We start from the raw sequence: 18,087 nt of genomic DNA, 5'->3' as shown, positions 1-18,087 counted from the left end.
GTATTGATGAACCGACAGGAGAGCCCTGAATGACCCAGATCGACCAGGCCGTGGACATCCGCGAAGGCGAGGAGCTGGACGTCAGCGCCGTTGACCGCTTTATGAAGCAGGCCATTCCGGATCTGCAAGGTGAGCCCGATATCCGGCAGTACCCTGGTGGTGCCTCCAACCTGACCTATCAGGTGGATTATGGCGATCGCTCCTACGTATTGCGTCGCCCGCCGTTCGGCAAGATTGCCAAATCCGCCCACGACATGCTGCGGGAGGCGAGGGTGATGGATGCGCTGAAGCCAGTGTATCCCTACGTGCCGAATATCGTGGCTATCAGTGATGATCATGACGTTCTGGGATGTGACTTCTACGTGATGGAGCGTCTGAAGGGCATCATCCTGCGCCAGGATTTTCCGAAGGACTTTGAGCTGAGCGAAACGGATACCCGCAAGCTTTGCCTCAATGTGATCGACAAGTTGGTTGACTTGCACCGGGTGGATGCCAAAGCCGCAGGCCTGGACAAGTTGGGTAAGGGCGCCGGTTATGTGCAGCGTCAGATCGGTGGCTGGAGCGACCGTTTCCGCAAAGCCCGTACCGAAGACGTGGGTGATTTTGAGTCCGTGATGAGCTGGCTGAGCGACAAGATGCCCGAGGACATCGCCCAGGTCGTCATCCACAACGATTTCCGCTTCGACAACGTGGTGCTGAATCCGGATAACCCGTTTGAAGTCATCGGAGTGCTGGATTGGGAAATGGCCACCATTGGTGATCCGCTGATGGATCTGGGCAACAGCCTGGCGTACTGGGTTGAGGCGGACGATGAGGGACCGTTCCAGATGCTGCGCCGGCAGCCGACCCACCGTCCGGGTATGCTGACCCGTAAGGAAGTGGTGGAATATTACATGGAGAAGTCGGGCTTTAAAGTCGACAACTTCGATTTCTACGAGATTTACGGGCTTTTCCGGCTCGCGGTGATTGTGCAGCAGATCTATTACCGCTTCTATCACGGTCAGACCAAAGACAAGCGTTTTGCGGCCTTTGGTCAAGCGGCGAATTACCTTGAGAAGCGCTGTCAGCGGCTGATTGAAGCGAGTGATCTGTAATGGCAACGATCTACCTGATCCGCCACGGACAGGCCAGTTTTGGCAAGGATAACTACGATCAGCTTTCGCCCCGTGGCTGGGAGCAGGGCCGGGTGCTCGGCCGCTGGCTCTCGGGCAAGGTTCGCCCCGATGCCGTATTTGGCGGCAACATGGAACGCCATCGGGAAACTGTGGAAGCGATTGCCAGTGGTTATGGTGACGCCCTGCCGGACATGCAGGCGGTGAGCGGTCTGAACGAGTTTGATCATATGCAGGTGGTTGAACGGCTGCGCCCGGAGTGGGCGGACCGGCAGCGTATGGCCACGGATCTGGCGGCGTTTCCCAAGCCCGCCCGCGCCTTCCAGCAGGCGTTCGAGAAGGCGATGGCCCGTTGGGTCAGTGGTGATCACGATAATGAATACACTGAAAGCTGGGAGGCCTTCCGAAACCGTGTCACCACCGCGCTGGACGAGTTGATCGAGTACGCCGATGGCGGTGATACCCTGGTGTCCACCTCCGGCGGCCCCATTGCCGTGATTGCCCAACACCTGTTGCACCTGAGCGACCACAAGGCGCTGGAGATGAACAACGTGATCGCCAATACCAGCGTTTCGCGTATCCTCTATTCCGGCGCTCGCCGCAGCCTGGCGGTTTTCAATAATTACAGTCATCTGGAAGCGGAAGACCCCGCCCTGGTGACCTTCCGATAACAATTTGAGGTGAATGCATGAGCAAGGAACTGTTTGACCTGACAGGCAAAGTGGCGCTGGTTACGGGTGCGAGCCGTGGTATTGGTGAGAGCGTCGCTCGCACGCTGGCGGATTACGGGGCTCATGTGATCTGCAGCAGCCGCAAGATCGAAGGCTGCGAGGCAGTGGCCAGCAGTATTCGTGATGCCGGCGGCAGTGCGGAAGCCTATGCCTGCCATATTGGCGAGATGGACCAGATCGAGAATATCTGGGAGCACATCGGGAAAGAACACGGCAGGCTGGACATCCTGGTCAACAATGCCGCTGCCAACCCGTATTTTGGTCCGGTGGAGGACACAGATCTGGGGGCTTACCAGAAAACCGTGGACGTGAATATTCGCGGGTATTTCTTCATGTGTGCCCGTGGTGCGCAACTGATGAAGAAAAACGGTGGAGGGTCGATCGTCAATGTGGCATCGGTCAACGGCGTTAACCCTGGCCACTTCCAGGGCATTTACTCGGTGACGAAAGCTGCCGTGATTTCCATGACCAAGTCTTTTGCCATGGAGCTGGGGCAGCAGAAGATTCGCGTCAACGCATTGTTGCCAGGGCTGACGGACACCAAGTTTGCCAGCGCGCTGACGACCAATGATGCAATCAAGAAACAGGCCATGGCCCACATTCCGATGAAACGGGTGGCGGATCCGAGTGAAATGGCAGGAACGGTTCTGTACCTGGCTTCGGATGCGTCCAGTTACACCACCGGCGCCTGCATTAATGCCGACGGTGGTTACCTGACAGTCTGAGATTGGTCAGAGCCGGTGGCTGAAAACGAAAGGCCAGCTACTCAGTGTTGGTAGCTGGCCAGATCGCGACATTACTCTCGCCGCTGTATATTGCCTTCGTCATCCGAAATCACGATCTCGACACGACGGTTTTGCTGGCGGCCCGCAGCGTTGTTGTTGCTCGCTACGGGATATTCCTCCCCATATCCCCGGGTTTCTATGCGGTTTCCGCCAATCCCCATATCCATCAGGGCATTACGCACAGATTCAGCCCGACGCTCTGACAGCCCCTGGTTGTACGAGGCTTCCCCGGTACTGTCGGTGTAGCCTTCAATGCGTACCCGGCGCTGCTCGTACTCCGACATGAATTCCGCAAGACGTCGGATTGTTGCCTCTCCGGCGGGCTTCAGTTCGGCCCGGTTAAGATCAAAAAGCACATCTCCCAGGGTCAGGACCATGCCACGATCGGTCTGCTCGGCCTCCATTTCTGCCATTCGGGCACGAAGCAGTTCAGCCTCGCGCCTCGCTGCGTCAGCCGCGGCGGAGCTCATCTGTAATTCCAGCTCCTTACGGCGCTCCTCGGCGGACCTGATTTCGCTCTGCAGTTGCGCTCGTTTCCCCTGTTCTCTGGCGATTTGCGCATGTCGGTTAGCGAGGTAGGCTGCGTGCTCGACATCGACGGTCTCCGCACCGTCTTCCAGCAGCGATTCGGCACGCGCCAGTTGATCTCGCGCGTTCCTCAATTGTCGGTCTCCGCTGCGTGCGACATTGGGATCGTTCTGGATCTCTTCATAGGAGGCTCTTGCTTCGTCGACCATCGCGTTATTTGGGGGTGCGCTGGCGCATCCTGTCATCAAGACAGAAATCCCGACTGCCAAACCCAGAGCTGTGTTTCGATTGTTCATATCCATCTCCTTGCTCAGCTGAGGCCTTTACTGGCGTTGTTCGATCTGATCTCTTAAAGCGTCGATGTTCTGATTGATCTCAGCGACGGCCTGTTGGGCCTTGGCTGTTTCTGATCGCGCACCTGCCAGCTGCGCATCCACAGATGCTTTTTCCAGCAGGCGTTCGGCCTCAATGTACTTTTCCTGTTCGATGAGCTCTTCGGCATCGGCAACCCGGTTCTGGGCCTGATTCAGGAGGACCGGGTCGAATTCCCTGGCATCCGCGGATACGGCCTGCTGAATGGAGGCTTCTGCGGTTTGTAGCTCTGCATCCGGCCGCTCCCCGGAACGGGCGCAGCCACCGACGGCCAGAGCAATGCCAATGATACTTGCAGCTCTTAACGTAGAATTATATTTGTTCATGCACTATCTCCTTCCGGTGAGGGATGGGGATTTGCTTCCCACCCGAACGATCGACACTCAGGTACTGCGATAATCCGGAGTCGAGCACGGACGCCCTTGCCAAAGCGTCCATTGTTGTTACGGGTAAGATTAGCAGTCAGTTTTCATGTCGGCATGAAAGGTTGGCAAGAAAGGAGAAAGAAAAAGAAGGACGGTGGCCCGCTTAGCGGACTTCGGAGCCACCGCTTGCCTGGGAAAGAGTTGTGCCTACCGGGGGCTGGTGGTGCAACGAGTAAAGGATGCGGTCAAGCACGGCCTGACCATTCCAGGCGGGGTCGGTATTCACCATACCCACCACTGCCCAGGTTGTATCGCTTTCGTCCCGGGTATACCCGGCAATGGAACGCACGTTTTCCAGGTAGCCGGTCTTGATCCGGCCCAGGCCGTCCATGCCGGCGTTGCGCAGTCGTCGCGCCATAGTTCCGTCCATCGCGATTAGCGGCATGGAGGCCATCAAGTCTGCGGAAAAACGACTGTTCCAGGCATGCTGAAGGATTTGTGCCCCCTGGCGCGCACTGATGCGCCCATGGCGGGTCAATCCGGCGCCGTTGTCGATAACCATGCCTGCAGTATTGACGCCCTTGCTTTCCAGCCACTCGTAAATCATGCGTATACCGGCAACGCGGTCATCATGTTCGTCTTCCTGACGGTTTTCCGCACCGATGGTCAGCAGCAGTTGGCGAGCCATCACGTTGCTGCTCCACTTGTTAATATCCCTCACCATGGTAACCAGGTCCGGGGAGGTGGTTCTCAGCATCAGGCGGACATCATCAGGTGTGGTGCCTGTGACGCCGTCTCCCGCCACGGAAATTCCCATCTCGGAAAGCAGGGATCGAATCAGAGACGCAGTGTACTGTTCGTGTGGCAGCAGTGATAAATACGCGGTGGTGCGACAGCCTTGGGGCAGTTCGCCGGTGACCCGTACGGTGACCCGCTGGTCAGCGTGGAACACGGGTTCCCAGGTAAAGCCCCGACGGGATGGGCAGGGGCCTTCAACCGTTGCTGTCACCCGGTTATCGATGACCACGTCGTTCAGGGCAGGGGCACTCCAGGCCTGGGTGCCCCGTTCGTCGGCACGCACCTGGAAATGAATCAGGTTAAGGTTGGTGAGTACGCCCGATGGTTCCACCAGGAACGGTGCGTAAGGGTTGTCGCCGTTGTCGTCGAACCTAGGCAATCCTCCGGCAATCTCGAAGTAATTGCCGTCAAGGACCAAATCCCCATTGATGGTGGTGATGCCCATGCCGCGGAGTTCCCGCAGGGTGCTCCACAAGCGTTCCAGCGTCAGTTTGGGGTCACCACCGAATTTTACGTAGAAGTTACCTTCCAGTGTATTGCCCGCCAGTTGGCCATCGGTGTAGAAATCCGTATTCCAGTGATGCGTGGGGCCCAGGATTTCCAGTGCGGCGTAGGTGGTCACCAGCTTCATGATCGAGCCCGGGCTCATGAGCGCGTCTGCATTGATGTACTGATCGATGCCCGGCCCATTCAGGGGGATAGCGGCCATGCTCAGGGCGTCTTCGTTATTCAGGGACTTAACGGCGTAATCCCTGACCTGATTGCTCCAGGTTCTGTTTCCGGATTTGGTTGTTCCGTCGTCCGCCATGACAAGCGGACTGCAAGCCATGGCCAGGGAGACAGTGGCGGCCGTAAACGCATTCTGTGCGCGCAGCTCACCACGCGCTTGTGACAATACGTGCAGGCAACGGGAAACAGGCTGTCGGAAGCGAAGTATAGTTGACGCGAACATGACCGGACTCATCGTGTGTTATTCCACAACAATAGCCCAATTTTGCGGATCATACTATGTGGGAAAGCTCTACATGACGTTAAAAAATGCCACTAGTGTCATTGTTTGCATTGCATTTTTGTGAAGAGTTGTAAGGTGTCTTTGGAATCAGTGGGTTAGTCGCCCCAGGAGTGATTGCTTTCTTTGAAACCGCGTCATGAGCCAATGGAAAATTGTCCAATTGCGTGATAATGGCGGCCAACACTTATCGGTTTTGAGGTTGAATCATGTCCAATTTTCTCGTCCACAATGCCAATGTGCTTGGTTCGGTGGCTACCTCGTCACTTACGGCGTGGCGTGGTTGTCTGGTTGTGAAGCAGGCACCCCAACCAGAAAAGCCGCTGGTACTCTACGATATGGAGGCTTGTCCCTATTGTCGCCGGGTACGGGAGGCTCTGACGGCCCTGAACCTGGATGTTGTGATTCGCCCGTGTCCAAAAGGGGGCCGGCGGTTCCGGCCGGAGGCCGAGTCACTTGGCGGCAAGCAACAGTTCCCGCTGCTGGTGGATGAAAATACGGGCAAGGTGATGTACGAGTCCGAAGCTATCGTGGAGTACCTGTTCCGTCAGTACGGCGGCAGGCCAGTCCCTGGATATTATCGTGCTAAAGGCTACCAGCCGGCCCTGGGGTCCCTGGCGTCCGCTGCCAGTGCATTGCGTGGGCTGAGGGCGGGTGCCGCTAAGGTTCCTGAGCAACCGCTACACCTCTGGAGTTTTGAGGGTAGCCCGTTCTCCCGTCTGGTGCGGGAAAAGTTGTGTGAACTGGAGATTCCCTACACCCTTCATAACCTTGGCAAAGAGCATTGGACCGAGATTGGTCCGGCTAAACAGCGCATCAAGCCAGGGGCTTATACTCCGATTCCGGGCGGCAAGCGGGATGCTTTCTTTCAGGTTCACAAGCGTGTCCAGGTGCCTTATCTGGAGGACCCCAACACCGGCCAGGGGCTATTTGAATCTTCCACCATCCTGAAGTATCTGGAAGCGACGTACGCCGCTTAATCCCAGTCGGGGGCAAATTCAGGGTTGGCGAGACGATCGCCCCGGTCAAGCTCGTCTATGGCCCTAATGTCGTCGGCATTGAGCTCAACTTTTAAGGCATCCAGGTTGGCTTTCTGGTGTTTCGGGCGGGTGGAAGAGGGAATCGGGACCACGCCTCTGGCGAGAGCCCACGCAATGGCAATCTGCGCCGGTGAGGCATTGTGCCGGCTGCCTATGCGGATAAGCGTGTCGTCCTCCATCACTTTGCCCACTGCCAGAGGCATATAGCCGGTTACGATGATGCCCAGCTTTTTGGCGTGCTCGATGACCTTGCGGTTGTTGAGGAAAGGATGGACCTCCACCTGATTGGTAAAGATCGGCGTATCCTCCAGGATCTCTCTGGCCTGATCCATTTGAGCGCAGGTGAAATTGGAAATGCCAATGTGGTTGGTCAACCCTTCGCGTTGGGCATCCCGCAATGCGCCGAGATACTCGGACATGGGCACGTCATTGCCCGGGGACGGCCAGTGAATCAGCGCCAGGTCAACATGGTCGGTTTTCAACCGTGCCAGGCTGTCATGGAGGCTGTTGATCAGGTCACTGGCGTGGAGTTTGTCGTGCCAGATCTTGGTGGTCAGGAAGATTTCGCGGCGGGGAATGCCGCTGGAAACTATGCCATCGCCCACTTCCGCTTCGTTTTCATACACCTGGGCGGTGTCGATATGACGATAACCCAATGATAATGCGCTCTTCACCGCGTCTCTGGCGTCATTACCTTTGAGGCGAAACGTGCCCATACCGATCTTTGGAAGTGCGCTGAATGACATGATGTCCTCCTTTGCGAATTCTGTGTCTTTAATGTGGTGTTCGCGCACTGGTTCTTCAAGTGGGCCGCAGGTATCATGGCGCTCCTGTCATCCAATCTGCAGGGCAGAACAAAAGGGCAAATCATGCTGACTGGCCGGTGTCTATGTGGCGACATTACTTTTGAATATGAAGGGCCCCTGGGTCCGGTTGCCTTGTGCCATTGCAGTCAGTGCCGTCGTGCCCATGGCAGTGCCTTTTCCGCCAGTGCGCCAGTGCAGAAAGTGCGTTTCCGATTCCTGAGTGGCGAAGATCAGGTGCAGGAATATGAGTCTCGCCCCGGAAAATACCGCGCCTTCTGTAATCGGTGTGGCAGCCACCTTTACAGTCGTGTAGATGCGATTCCCGGCATTCTTCGATTACGTGTTGGCGTGATCAACGAGCCGCTCGGAAAGGGGCCAGCCCAGCATGTTTTCGTGGGCTCCAAATCCGACTGGTTCGAGATTACCGACGATCTTCCCCAGTTTGAGAAAACCGAGAGAACCAACGATCCGCACTAAGACTGCGGGTTACTCGAGTGGTACCAACCGGTATACCTTGCCATCGGCAGAGTCGGTTAGTAACCATAGTACGCCGTCTGGCCCCATGCGCACATCCCGGATTCGCTCGCCGAGGTCTTCCAGCAGATCCTCTTCGTCTTTTACCGTTTCATTCTCAATACTCAGACGCACCAGTTTTTTCATCTTGAGAGCGCCAACAAACAGGTCACCTTGCCATTCCGGGAACCGGTCTCCTGTATAGAACGCCATACCGGAGGGGGCGATGGACGGATCCCAGTAATGCAGGGGATCAGTCACACCTTCCATGGTGGTTTTGTCAGAGATGATTGCGCCCGAGTAGTCGATGCCGTAAGTCACTTTCGGCCAGCCGTAATTGTTGCCGGCGCGGATGATATTGATCTCGTCACCACCTCGGGGGCCATGTTCGTGACTCCAGATTTCGCCGGTCTCGGGGTGGGTCGTCATGCCCTGGATATTGCGGTTGCCATAGGTATAGAGAGTGTCTTTGCCCGAGGAATCATCAATAAATGGATTGCCGGGTACTGGATCGCCGTTGATGGTCAGGCGATGGACGCCTCCGGCATCATCATCGGTGTCCTGGGCGCGGTCCATTTCGCCCCGGTCGCCAATAGCAATGTACAGATTGCCATCACGGTCGAACGCCATGCGACCGGCAAAGTGGTGACTGGCAGTGCCTCGTGGCAGAGCTTCAAAGATAACCTCGACATTGGACAGGGTGTTGTCATCGAGAGTTGCCCGCGCCACTCGCGTGGTCATGCCTTTGCGGCTGATCTTGTGGGCGTAGCTGAGAAACAATGTCTGATTGGTTTCAAAATCAGGGTGGAGAATGATGTCCAGTAGGCCGCCCTGGCCGGACACCACAAGCTCCGGTAGTCCTTGCACGGGGAGGCTCTGAAGTTCTCCGTCCTCTATTCGGCGTAATCGGCCGTCACGTTCGGTCACTAATTGGGAGCCATCCGGAAGAAACGCCAGGCTCCAGGGGTGCGCCAGCCCAGTCGCAATGGTTTCCAGCCTGAAGTTTGCCTTGTCTGAAGTAAACGTGGTGGTACCCGCTATTGCTATTTGGGCCAAACATCCCAGCGTAGTTGCGGTCAGTGTGTAAGCGGCTGCCATCCTGACAATTCCGACCATGGTGCTTGTCCTCTGTGCGTTGCCGGGCGTGCTGATGTTCAGAATAGCACTGTCAGGCTCATGTGCGAGTAATCGATTTTCACTCATTTTCCTTTATTAGTTATCATTTGCTGTTTTAAATCAGAATGATTCGCATTAAGATGGTGGCCGTTTTTCATCATTCTGAAGTCAGGAGAAAAGTCATGCCGCAGTCCCCGACCACCGGCTTTCGCCGCAAAGCGCTGGCCAGTGCCATCTTCTGGGCCAGCTTGCCCGGTTTTTCCGTCGCGCAGGAACAGGAAACCACCACGCTGGAGGCCATCCAGGTGTCTGCAGACAGGGGGGTAGAGTCTTCCGAGTCCACTGGCAGTTACAAAGCCGGTGCAACCAGTACCGCCATGAAAATGGCTCTGTCCCACAGGGAAACTCCCCAGTCGGTGACGGTGATTACTCGCAAACAGATGGATGACTTTGGCCAGGATGACGTGAACGATGTGCTCGAGGGCACGACCGGAGTAACCGTAGAATCGGTGGAAACAGACCGGACTTACTACACTGCTCGTGGTTTTGACATCAACAACTTCCAGTACGATGGTGTTGGCCTGCCCGCGGTTTATGACAATGTCCAGGGCGACCTGGATACCGCATTTTATGACCGGATTGAGGTGCTCCGCGGCGCCAACGGTCTGATGACCGGCTCCGGCAACCCGTCAGCCACAATTAACTTCATCCGCAAGCGCCCGACGGCAGAAACACAGGCCTCCGTGGCCGTGACCGGTGGCTCCTGGGACAATCGCCGTATCGTCGCTGACCTGTCCGGTTCCGTGTCCGAGTCTGGCAGGGTACGTGGTCGCGTTGTCGCTGGATATCAGGATCGGGATTCTTACCTCGATCGTTACAGCAACGAGAAGCAGATGTTTTATGGTGTTGTGGAAACCGACATCACCGAGACGACCTTGTTGACCCTGGGGCATGCCACTCAGACCTCCGACACTGACAGTCCGCTATGGGGTGCCCAGCCGCTGTTTTACAGCGACGGATCGGCAACGGACTTCAAGCGTTCCACCAGCACAGCCTCTGACTGGTCCTTTTGGGATAACACCAACCACAACAGCTTCATCGAGCTACAACAACAACTGAGCGGAGGCTGGCAAGCCAAAGGTTCTGTGTTACGCCTTGAACAGGACAGTGAGTCCGAGCTGTTCTACCAGTTTGGTACCCCCAATCGGGAAACGGGGGAGGGGCTGATGGCATACGCCAGTCAGTATGATCTGAACGTGAAGCAGTTGGTAGTGGATGCCTATGCCACCGGGCCTTTCCAACTGGCCAATCGCACCCATGAACTGGTGTTGGGTGCGACCTGGTCACGTTCGGAAACCGTTGACGAATCACGTTATGGTCAGGGCATCGGGGATCCATTGCCACCGCTGGAAGAGTGGGACGGCAACTATCCCAAACCGACATTTGATGCCGGGGTGGATGGATCTGACTGGACTGACAAGGAAATCAGCACTTATCTGGCTTCACGCTGGTCCCTGACCGATCGACTGACGGCCATCACCGGTGTGAGACTGACCTGGGTGGATGCCGAGGGAATCAACTACGGCAATAGTCAGGACACCAGCTATGATGCGATTGACACCCCATACGCAGGCCTGATTTACGATCTCAACCGCAATCACTCTGTGTACGCAAGCTACACCGAGATCTTCACTCCACAAACGGAAGTGGATAGTAACCGGGATCGTCTGGATCCGATTGATGGTGTGAATTATGAACTGGGGCTGAAGAGTGAGTTCCTCAATGACCGCGTTAACACTACCGCGGCCATTTTCCGGACCAAACAGGAGAATCTGGCCGAGGCCGACGGTACCTTTGAGAATGGTGTCGATACCTTCTATCGTGGCGTGGACGGTATCAGCAGCGAAGGTGTTGAGCTGGAGTTCGTGGGTGATGTGACCGACCGAATACAGCTGTTTGCCGGCTATACCTGGGTCAACATTGAAGATGCGGACGGAAACTCGACACGGGAATTTATTCCGGAACATCTGGCGCAATTGCGCGGTACCTGGAAGGTGCCCGGCGTGAATGGCCTTGAACTGGGTAGTCAGGTGCGATGGCAGTCAGGCATCAGTCAGGACCAGGGAATCGCCACGGTTGGTCCGAATTCGGGTTCCGCAATTGTCACCGAACAAAGCAGCTACGCGGTTCTGGACCTGATGGCCAGCTATGACTTTGCCCGTAACTGGAATGCGACTCTGAATGTGAACAACGTCACTGACGAGAAATACATCGAGAGTCTCAAGAAGTTTGGCGCCTCGGCCCAGGGTTTCTACGGAGCACCGGCCAATGCCAACCTGACAGTTGCCTGGACGTACTGACAGTCAGCCGGAGCAGGGGTATTCCTGCTCCGGCATACACTCGGCCATGGTAAAAGATCGATATACGAAATTCTGATCAGATGCTGAGGGGAGGGCAGGGAATGACACCCGAGCAGGAAATGATTGAAGGATTAAAAATAGCCGCGAGTTCCGGGCTGCTTATAGGCCTGGTCGCCATTGGCCTGGTGTTGAGCTCGGCTTTTGGTGGCTGAGTGTTGCCATACGTTCCTTTCGATAGATACCACAGGTTCCGCAGTACCCCCCTTCCGGTAACAGATACTTCAGGCAGCAGCCTTTGCGCTGAGGAATTGCGCATGATTGCCCGCTGAACTCGGCGGGTATCCAGTCAATAAAGCGGTTGGCATCGCACTCGAATTGGTTCAGCCATGCCTGCGCAAGCTGGCATACGGCTGACGGTTCCCCACGATTCCAGACCACGGAAAAAGGTGCCCCCAGGCCCAGACCAACACTGCTCCAGTAAGCGCCAGGACTGACGCCAAGTGATTGCCGAAAGACCGGGTACCAGGCATTCACCTGTGCTTCCATGCCACTGACAAACTCACAAACGTCGACAGGAGTTGCATTGGCCGCCAGAAACCAGCGTGGTGACGTTTGTTCCCCTGGGCGTAATGCACCTAGAAAAATCCTTTCAGGATCCGGCTGAGGCGCTTTCCCGTGCAGGAATAGCCGTAAGGTCTGCGGTGCGATAATGTTCAGGGCAAGATCCTGCTGCAGCACCGATAACCGCGCGGTGACCGCGCGGTTATCCTGTGCATCGGGATAGTCAGTGCGAACCTGCTGGCGTAATAATTCTGGGTCCCGAAGGCCTTGTGCCAGTGAGAACAAGGCCGTTCGGTTGATATCTTCGGGCTGTAGGGCGCCGGCCAGCTCAGCATCCCGGTCCAGTCCGGATTCGGCAAGCAGGTGACGGTAATGCTCCGGCCAAAGCCGGAGTTCCGGTTCAGGCACGGCCATGACGACTCAGCCCCCACAGGAAGTAGACACCGCCGACCAGCGCTGCAAGTAATCCGGCTGGTAGCTGGCCAGGGTAAACCACAATACGGGACAGATAATCGGCAGCAGCCAGCAGAAGCCCGCCGACCAGGGCGGCCACAATCATCTGACGGCCGACTGTCTGCTGGCCGAGTACGCGGGCGAGATGAGGTGCTATCAGGCCCACAAAGCTCAGGGGGCCGATCACCACTGTAGCTGATGCAGTTAGTACGGCGGCAACCAACAGGAGTAGCAGGCGAGCCTTGGCAACCGGTAACCCCAGCGCCGAGGCGGACGTATCACCAAGCGGCAGCAGTGTTAGCGGACGCACCACCAGGCACAGAAGACCGCAGATCAGAACAATGAATGCCATCAGGCCAAAGGCTTCGTTTTCGGACGTCAGCCAGGTGGAGCCGTACATCCAGTTCAGAAGCTGAGCCGCCACGGTGCCGCCAGAGGCCATGACCAGCCGTAGGCCTGCGTCCATGAATACATACAGCGCCAGGCCACCCAGAAGGAGTTGGTTGCCGGCGAAACGGTGCTTTCGTGCCAGCAGGATGAGTAAACCGAGTGCCGCTGCGGCGCCGAGGGTGGCCGCGCCAAGCTGCCCCGCGCGTCCGACTTCCAGGCCGGACAATACAATCATCACCATGACCAGGGCGGCGCCACCACTGATGCCCAGCATCTCCGGACTTCCCATGGGGTTGCCTGTCATGCGTTGAATCAGTGTGCCCGCCAGTCCCAGGGCAACACCTGCAAGGGTCGCTGCCAGCAGTCTCGGACCTCTCCAGACCCAGGCTTCATGCCATTGCGAGATGGGGGTCCAGTTCCAGCCGTCCAGTCCCGGAGACCAGCCCATTGAGATGACGATGGTGGCCAGTAGCAGGGTGACGATGACGCCACTGATTATGACCGGTGAGCGTCGTTTGGGCTGGAAGCCGGCCGGGCTCGATTCCTGGCCGGGCATGTGGTGGGTATTCCTGAGGCCTTGCAGGGCCAGCAGGATAACGGGGCCACCGATCAGCGCTGTTGTGGTTCCTGTCGGGACCAGGGAACCGTCACCCCATGTCGACGCCCAATGTGCGAGGGTGTCCGCCAACAGCAGCAGGCCGCCCCCCATCACCGTGCTCCAAAGCAAGCGGCTGCCCAGGGTGCGTGCTCCCAGGAGCCGGGCCAGTACCGGCGCCGCGAGGCCGATAAAAGCGACGACCCCGACCCGGCTGACCACGGTGGTACTCATCAATACCACCAGTAACAATGCCAACACACGGATCAGCCCTACACGGGCCCCCAGTGAGCTGGCGGATGCCTGCCCCAGCTGGAGCAATTGTAACGGTCGCATCAGCAGTAACATCAGGATTGCGAGCACCAGGACCCGGGGCCAGAGATCCATAAACGGACCCCAGTTATTCTGTACCAGGGAGCCAGCTCCCCAGATGTACAGGTTGCCGAGCCATTCTCCCTTAAGCAGCAGAAAGGCCATGTTCATGGCGCCCAGGAAAAAGGTGATCACCAGCCCTGCGAGAATGACCGTCACCGGTGAAAAGCCCAGGCGCCAGGTCAGCGCAATCACCAGCCCGATGGCCAGTAAACCGCCCCCGATGGCGGCGAGATCCGGGCTGAACGCAAGCAGGCCCGGCGCAAACAAAGTGGCTACGGTCACACCAAACTGACCACCGGCTTCGACACCGAGCGTGGTGGGGGACGCCAGCGGGTTGCCGAGGATCTGCTGGGTAACGGCCCCCGCCAACCCCAAACCACAGCCAATCAGCATGGCAATGGACACGCGGGGTGCCCAGCTGTAATGGGCAAGCACCGATGCATACTGATCAGGGTTGAATGTCCAGAATGCGGAAAGTATTGCGATTGGGTCCAACTGATTCAGCCAGGGCGTGGCGCTGGCGAAGAGAGCGCCGAGCCAGAGAATAACCGCTGCAATCGGCAGTGTGGCCGGAATGGTTGGACGTGCCAAAGGCAGGGTGGAGGTGTCAGCGTACATTGTCGGAGCCTCCTTCCAGCAAACTATCGGTCAGCTGTTTCGCGAGCCGTTTAATCGGAAATACACTGCCAAATGGCCAGGTGGCATCAATCTGATAGATCTGTTCGCGCTTTACCGGCGGCAGATAGGTCCAGAAAGGGCTGTTGGCCAGATTATCGGACAGGCCAGGCAGCGTTGGGGAAATAACCACGACGCGGCTGTCCTGGTAAGGGGCGATAGCCTCGAGCCCGACTACCGAAAACCCCCAGAAATTGCCTTTCCGTGACCAGGCGTTGGTCAATCCAAGCCCGTCAAGGGCGCGTTGGTAGAGGCCGTTCGGTGCGTAGATCCGCACATGTCGATCGTCCAGAAAGTTCACCAGGGCCACGGGCCTGTCGGTCAATCCTGCCTTTTCCAGTCGTTGGCGCTGGGTATCGAGAGTCTGCTCTATGTCCGCCAGGATGGCGCGCGCGCGCTCCTCGCGATCCAGCATCTCACCCAGTGTCAGTAGCATCTCCCGGGCCTTGTCGAACGGCTGGCTTTCTTCCCGGTAAGCACTGATCACATAGGTGGGCGCTATTCGTTCCAACAGTTGTGCGGCCGGCGCCATTTCCGAGCTGGTCACAATCAGATCCGGTTTCAATTCAGCGATGGCCTCCAGGCTTGGTGCCACCCGGGCGCCGATATCGTGTACGCCGTCCGGGAGGGCCGGTTCCTTGACCCAGACTGAGTAACCATCCCGATCCGCCACACCGACAGGCGTAACGCCCAGGAGTAACAGGGTTTCGGTGGCCGCCCAGTTCAGGGTAATCACCCGTTTTGGGGGCTCGTCGAGGGTGAGGGTGCCTTGTTCATGTTGCCAGGTACCGGCGCCGGCCAGTGTTGGTAGCATGCTCAAAAACAGGGCGGTGATCAGGTGAAACAGTCGGGGGTTAGTGAACATAGGAGACCCACTGCCCCGGCGCCCGCTCCATCACGCCCATGGGCACACCGTAAATGGTTTCGAGAATGCCGGAATCCATAATCTCGCGTGGGCTTCCGTCTGCAACGAACTCTCCGGTTTTCAGAGCCACCAATCGGTCGCAGAAGCGGGCGGCGAGATCCACGTCGTGAAGGACTACGATCACCGTTAACTCCCGCTCTTCGGCCAGGCGGTGTACCAGGCGTAGAGTCTCTACCTGGTGCTTCACATCCAGGGCGGAGATGGGTTCGTCCAGTAACAGGCACCGGGTTTGTTGCGCCAGCAGCATGGCGATCCAGGCGCGCTGGCGTTCACCTCCTGAGAGGGTATCGACGGAACGATGCTGGAAGTGACGGAGTCCGGTGTCGTCAATCGCCTGATCGATCAACTGGTGATCGTCTTCGTTATAGCGCCCCAGAGGTCCTCTCCATGGGTAGCGGCCAAGAGCCACCAGTTCGCGTACCGTCAGTCCATCGGTCCCAGGGGGGTGTTGGGGAAGGTAGCCTACGATGCGGGCAAATTCACGGGCACCCGTACTGTTAAACGAAGTGCCCAGTACGCTGACCTCGCCAGAGGATGGTGATAACTGGCGGGCCAGAACTTTCAGCAGCGTGGACTTGCCGGAGCCGTTGTGTCCAAGCAGGGCAGTGACTTCGCCTTCGCGAAACTCAAGGTTGATATTGCGCAGTATGCCGGCGTCGCCAATATCTACACCCAGGCTGGATACTTTGAAGAACGCAGACATACAGACTCCCTTCGTTCTTTGAGATGGATTCCTAGGGCCTGAAGAATAATCTAAATGCGAATTACTATCAATATTATAATGATCAGGCCTGTCCGGTCTGCCCCCGCCACTGGGCGGCGTAGGCGCCGTTTTTGTCCAGCAGCGTCTGATGGCTGCCTTTTTCCACGACCTTACCGTTCTCCACAACTGCGATGGTGTCCGCGTCCACAATGGTGGAGAGTCGATGGGCGATCATAATCACCGTACGGTTATGGCCGATGCGCTTCAGAGACCGCTGGATGGCCGCCTCGGTTTCGTTGTCCACCGCGCTGGTGGCTTCGTCCAAAACCAGAATCGGTGGATTTTTCAACAGCGCGCGGGCCAGGGAAAGGCGTTGACGCTGGCCGCCGGACAGGCGGACACCACGCTCACCCACCTCGGTATCCAGTCCGTTGGGCAGGGCTTCAATAAAGGACCAGGCTTCAGCGGTACGGGCGGCGTCGATGATGTCTTCGTCGCTGGCGCCGGGCCTGCCGTAGGCCAGGTTGTCCCGAATGGTGCCTTCAAACAGGTAGACGTCCTGGCTGACCAGGCCGATGGCGTTCCGCAGTGATTTCAGGCTGACTGATTGTATCGGCTTGTCATCGATTTGAATCGTACCTTCCGTCGGGTCGTAAAAACGCAGCAACAGCTTGATCAGGGTGGATTTCCCGGAGCCAGTTGCGCCGACCAGTGCCAAGGTATTTCCGGCCGGCACGTCCAGGCTGATACCGGTGATACCGGCACCGCTGGAAGGGTAGTGGAAGCTCACATTGTTGAATTTGACGCTGCCGCGAACCGGCTCCGGCAGAGGCGTGTCAGCTTCGTCCCGCACATGGACCGGTTCTGCCAGCAAGTCCAGGATCCGCCGCGTGCTGGCCATGGCACGCTCAAACAGGTCGATAACTTCCGCCAGGCCGGTCAGTGGCCACAGCAGGCGTTGGGTCAGGAACACCAGCACGCCGTAGGCACCGACATTGAGAGTGCCTTCCAGTGCCATCATGCCGCCAACGGTGAAGGTGGCGAGGAAGCCGGCGAGGATTGCCATGCGAATAACAGGAATGAAAGCGGAACTGATACGGATGGCCTGGCGATTGGCCTCCACGTATGCCTCGCTGCTGGCTTTCAGGCGTTCAGCTTCGCGTTGTTCAGCGGTGAAGCTCTTAATGGTGGCGATGCCGCCAAGATTGTTGGCCAGACGGCTGGAGAGGTCGCCTACTTTCTCCCTCACATCTGCGTACAGTGGTCCGGCTTTACGCTGGAAATAGAAGGCTCCCCAGACAATCAGGGGGATCGGGGTAAACGCCAGCAGGGCAATCAGCGGTGACAGTACAAAGAACACGGCGCCGACGGCGACTACGGTTACCAACACCTGAATCATGGCGTTGGCACCACCGTCCAGAAAGCGTTCCAACTGGTTTACGTCGTCGTTCATGGTGGCGACCAGTTGGCCGGAGCTGCGGGCCTCGAAAAAGCTCATGTCCAGACGCTGGGCATGTTCGTAGGCATCCTGTCGCAGGTCCGATTGCAGGCGCTGGGCCAGGTTGCGCCAGAGAACCTGAAACAGATACTCGAACAGGGATTCCCCGGCCCAGATAAAGAAGGTCAGAACGGCCAGAATGGTGATCTGTTCCTGGGCGGTTTCGAACCCCAGGCCAGCCACAAAACTCTCTTCTTTGTTGACCACCACATCAATGGCGATACCAATAAGGATTTCCGGAGCAATGTCGAAAAGCTTATTGATGATGGAGCAGGCAGTGGCCGCAATGATCTGTCGCCGATACCCTCTGGCATAGCGCAGCAAGCGACCAAGGGCGGCAAAACTGCTGGTGGCTTTGGTGAAATGCTGTGTCATGA

The 18,087-nt window shown here is 57.4% G+C and carries 16 protein-coding genes; 6 read left to right on the top strand and 10 right to left on the bottom strand.

Annotated features, from left to right (window positions below; all coding sequences use genetic code 11):
* Positions 1-29: 29 nt before the first annotated feature.
* From MARLIPOL_RS13475 to MARLIPOL_RS13465, 3 genes are read left to right on the top strand one after another with little or no spacing between them, the layout of a single operon-like run.
* Positions 30-1,094: a phosphotransferase family protein gene (locus tag MARLIPOL_RS13475; protein ID WP_012138754.1), complete on the top strand. Its 1,065-nt coding sequence runs from the start codon at positions 30-32 to the stop codon at positions 1,092-1,094.
* Complete coding sequence (locus MARLIPOL_RS13470; RefSeq protein WP_012138753.1) at positions 1,094-1,783, top strand: histidine phosphatase family protein; 690 nt, start codon at positions 1,094-1,096, stop codon at positions 1,781-1,783. The genes MARLIPOL_RS13475 and MARLIPOL_RS13470 overlap by 1 nt, the downstream gene beginning before the upstream one ends.
* A gap of 17 nt (positions 1,784-1,800) precedes the next feature.
* Positions 1,801-2,568 (top strand): SDR family oxidoreductase, encoded by a 768-nt coding sequence (locus MARLIPOL_RS13465; RefSeq protein WP_012138752.1) that lies wholly within the window; start codon positions 1,801-1,803, stop codon positions 2,566-2,568.
* 71 nt (positions 2,569-2,639) lie between these two features.
* On the opposite strand, the gene MARLIPOL_RS13460 is transcribed toward MARLIPOL_RS13465, so the two are convergent.
* The 3 genes from MARLIPOL_RS13460 to dacB form a co-directional block, all read right to left on the bottom strand.
* Entirely contained in the window at positions 2,640-3,452 is an 813-nt protein-coding gene (locus MARLIPOL_RS13460; protein ID WP_012138751.1) for an OmpA family protein, read from the bottom strand.
* 27 nt (positions 3,453-3,479) lie between these two features.
* On the bottom strand, positions 3,480-3,854 hold the full coding sequence (locus MARLIPOL_RS13455) for a DUF4398 domain-containing protein (protein WP_012138750.1): 375 nt from the start codon (positions 3,852-3,854) through the stop codon (positions 3,480-3,482).
* 202 nt (positions 3,855-4,056) lie between these two features.
* The gene (gene dacB, locus MARLIPOL_RS13450) at positions 4,057-5,499 is read right to left on the bottom strand and encodes a D-alanyl-D-alanine carboxypeptidase/D-alanyl-D-alanine endopeptidase (RefSeq protein ID WP_228677626.1); all 1,443 of its coding nucleotides are present in this window, start codon (positions 5,497-5,499) and stop codon (positions 4,057-4,059) included.
* Positions 5,500-5,909: 410 nt separating this feature from the next.
* Between dacB and MARLIPOL_RS13445 the strand changes: the two genes are divergently transcribed.
* Entirely contained in the window at positions 5,910-6,680 is a 771-nt protein-coding gene (locus tag MARLIPOL_RS13445; protein WP_012138748.1) for a glutathione S-transferase N-terminal domain-containing protein, read from the top strand.
* On the opposite strand, the gene dkgB is transcribed toward MARLIPOL_RS13445, so the two are convergent.
* The gene (gene dkgB, locus MARLIPOL_RS13440; protein WP_012138747.1) at positions 6,677-7,486 is read right to left on the bottom strand and encodes a 2,5-didehydrogluconate reductase DkgB; all 810 of its coding nucleotides are present in this window, start codon (positions 7,484-7,486) and stop codon (positions 6,677-6,679) included. The two genes, MARLIPOL_RS13445 and dkgB, sit on opposite strands and share 4 nt — an antisense overlap.
* A 123-nt stretch (positions 7,487-7,609) precedes the next feature.
* On the opposite strand from dkgB, the gene MARLIPOL_RS13435 reads away from it, so the two are divergent.
* Positions 7,610-8,023, top strand: coding sequence for a GFA family protein (locus tag MARLIPOL_RS13435; protein ID WP_036191854.1), 414 nt, complete (start codon positions 7,610-7,612; stop codon positions 8,021-8,023).
* A 9-nt stretch (positions 8,024-8,032) separates the two neighbouring features.
* Here MARLIPOL_RS13435 and MARLIPOL_RS13430 read toward each other — a convergent pair whose 3' ends face one another.
* On the bottom strand, positions 8,033-9,157 hold the full coding sequence (locus MARLIPOL_RS13430) for a PQQ-dependent sugar dehydrogenase (RefSeq protein ID WP_082446199.1): 1,125 nt from the start codon (positions 9,155-9,157) through the stop codon (positions 8,033-8,035).
* Between the two features lie 200 nt (positions 9,158-9,357).
* Here MARLIPOL_RS13430 and MARLIPOL_RS13425 point away from each other — a divergent pair, with 200 nt between their 5' ends.
* Positions 9,358-11,535, top strand: coding sequence for a TonB-dependent siderophore receptor (locus MARLIPOL_RS13425; protein WP_012138744.1), 2,178 nt, complete (start codon positions 9,358-9,360; stop codon positions 11,533-11,535).
* A gap of 159 nt (positions 11,536-11,694) precedes the next feature.
* Here the strand turns inward: MARLIPOL_RS13425 and MARLIPOL_RS13420 are convergent, their stop codons facing one another.
* The 5 genes from MARLIPOL_RS13420 to MARLIPOL_RS13400 all read right to left on the bottom strand — a co-directional run bounded on the left by MARLIPOL_RS13420 (position 11,695) and on the right by MARLIPOL_RS13400 (position 18,085).
* A complete protein-coding gene (locus MARLIPOL_RS13420; RefSeq protein WP_012138743.1) occupies positions 11,695-12,510 on the bottom strand; it encodes a (2Fe-2S)-binding protein in 816 nt (271 codons plus the stop codon).
* Complete coding sequence (gene fhuB, locus MARLIPOL_RS13415) at positions 12,497-14,527, bottom strand: Fe(3+)-hydroxamate ABC transporter permease FhuB (protein ID WP_012138742.1); 2,031 nt, start codon at positions 14,525-14,527, stop codon at positions 12,497-12,499. The genes MARLIPOL_RS13420 and fhuB overlap by 14 nt, the downstream gene beginning before the upstream one ends.
* On the bottom strand, positions 14,517-15,449 hold the full coding sequence (locus tag MARLIPOL_RS13410) for an ABC transporter substrate-binding protein (protein ID WP_012138741.1): 933 nt from the start codon (positions 15,447-15,449) through the stop codon (positions 14,517-14,519). The genes fhuB and MARLIPOL_RS13410 overlap by 11 nt, the downstream gene beginning before the upstream one ends.
* Positions 15,439-16,212, bottom strand: a complete 774-nt coding sequence (locus MARLIPOL_RS13405) for an ABC transporter ATP-binding protein (RefSeq protein ID WP_012138740.1) — start codon at positions 16,210-16,212, stop codon at positions 15,439-15,441. The genes MARLIPOL_RS13410 and MARLIPOL_RS13405 overlap by 11 nt, the downstream gene beginning before the upstream one ends.
* 82 nt (positions 16,213-16,294) lie before the next feature.
* Positions 16,295-18,085: an ABC transporter ATP-binding protein gene (locus MARLIPOL_RS13400; RefSeq protein WP_012138739.1), complete on the bottom strand. Its 1,791-nt coding sequence runs from the start codon at positions 18,083-18,085 to the stop codon at positions 16,295-16,297.
* Between the last annotated feature and the right edge of the window lie 2 nt (positions 18,086-18,087).

It is taken from the genome of Marinobacter lipolyticus SM19 (assembly GCF_000397065.2).
Taxonomy (GTDB): domain Bacteria; phylum Pseudomonadota; class Gammaproteobacteria; order Pseudomonadales; family Oleiphilaceae; genus Marinobacter; species Marinobacter lipolyticus.
Note: the sequence above shows the minus strand (reverse complement) of the source record. Positions and strands in the feature narration are given on the sequence as shown.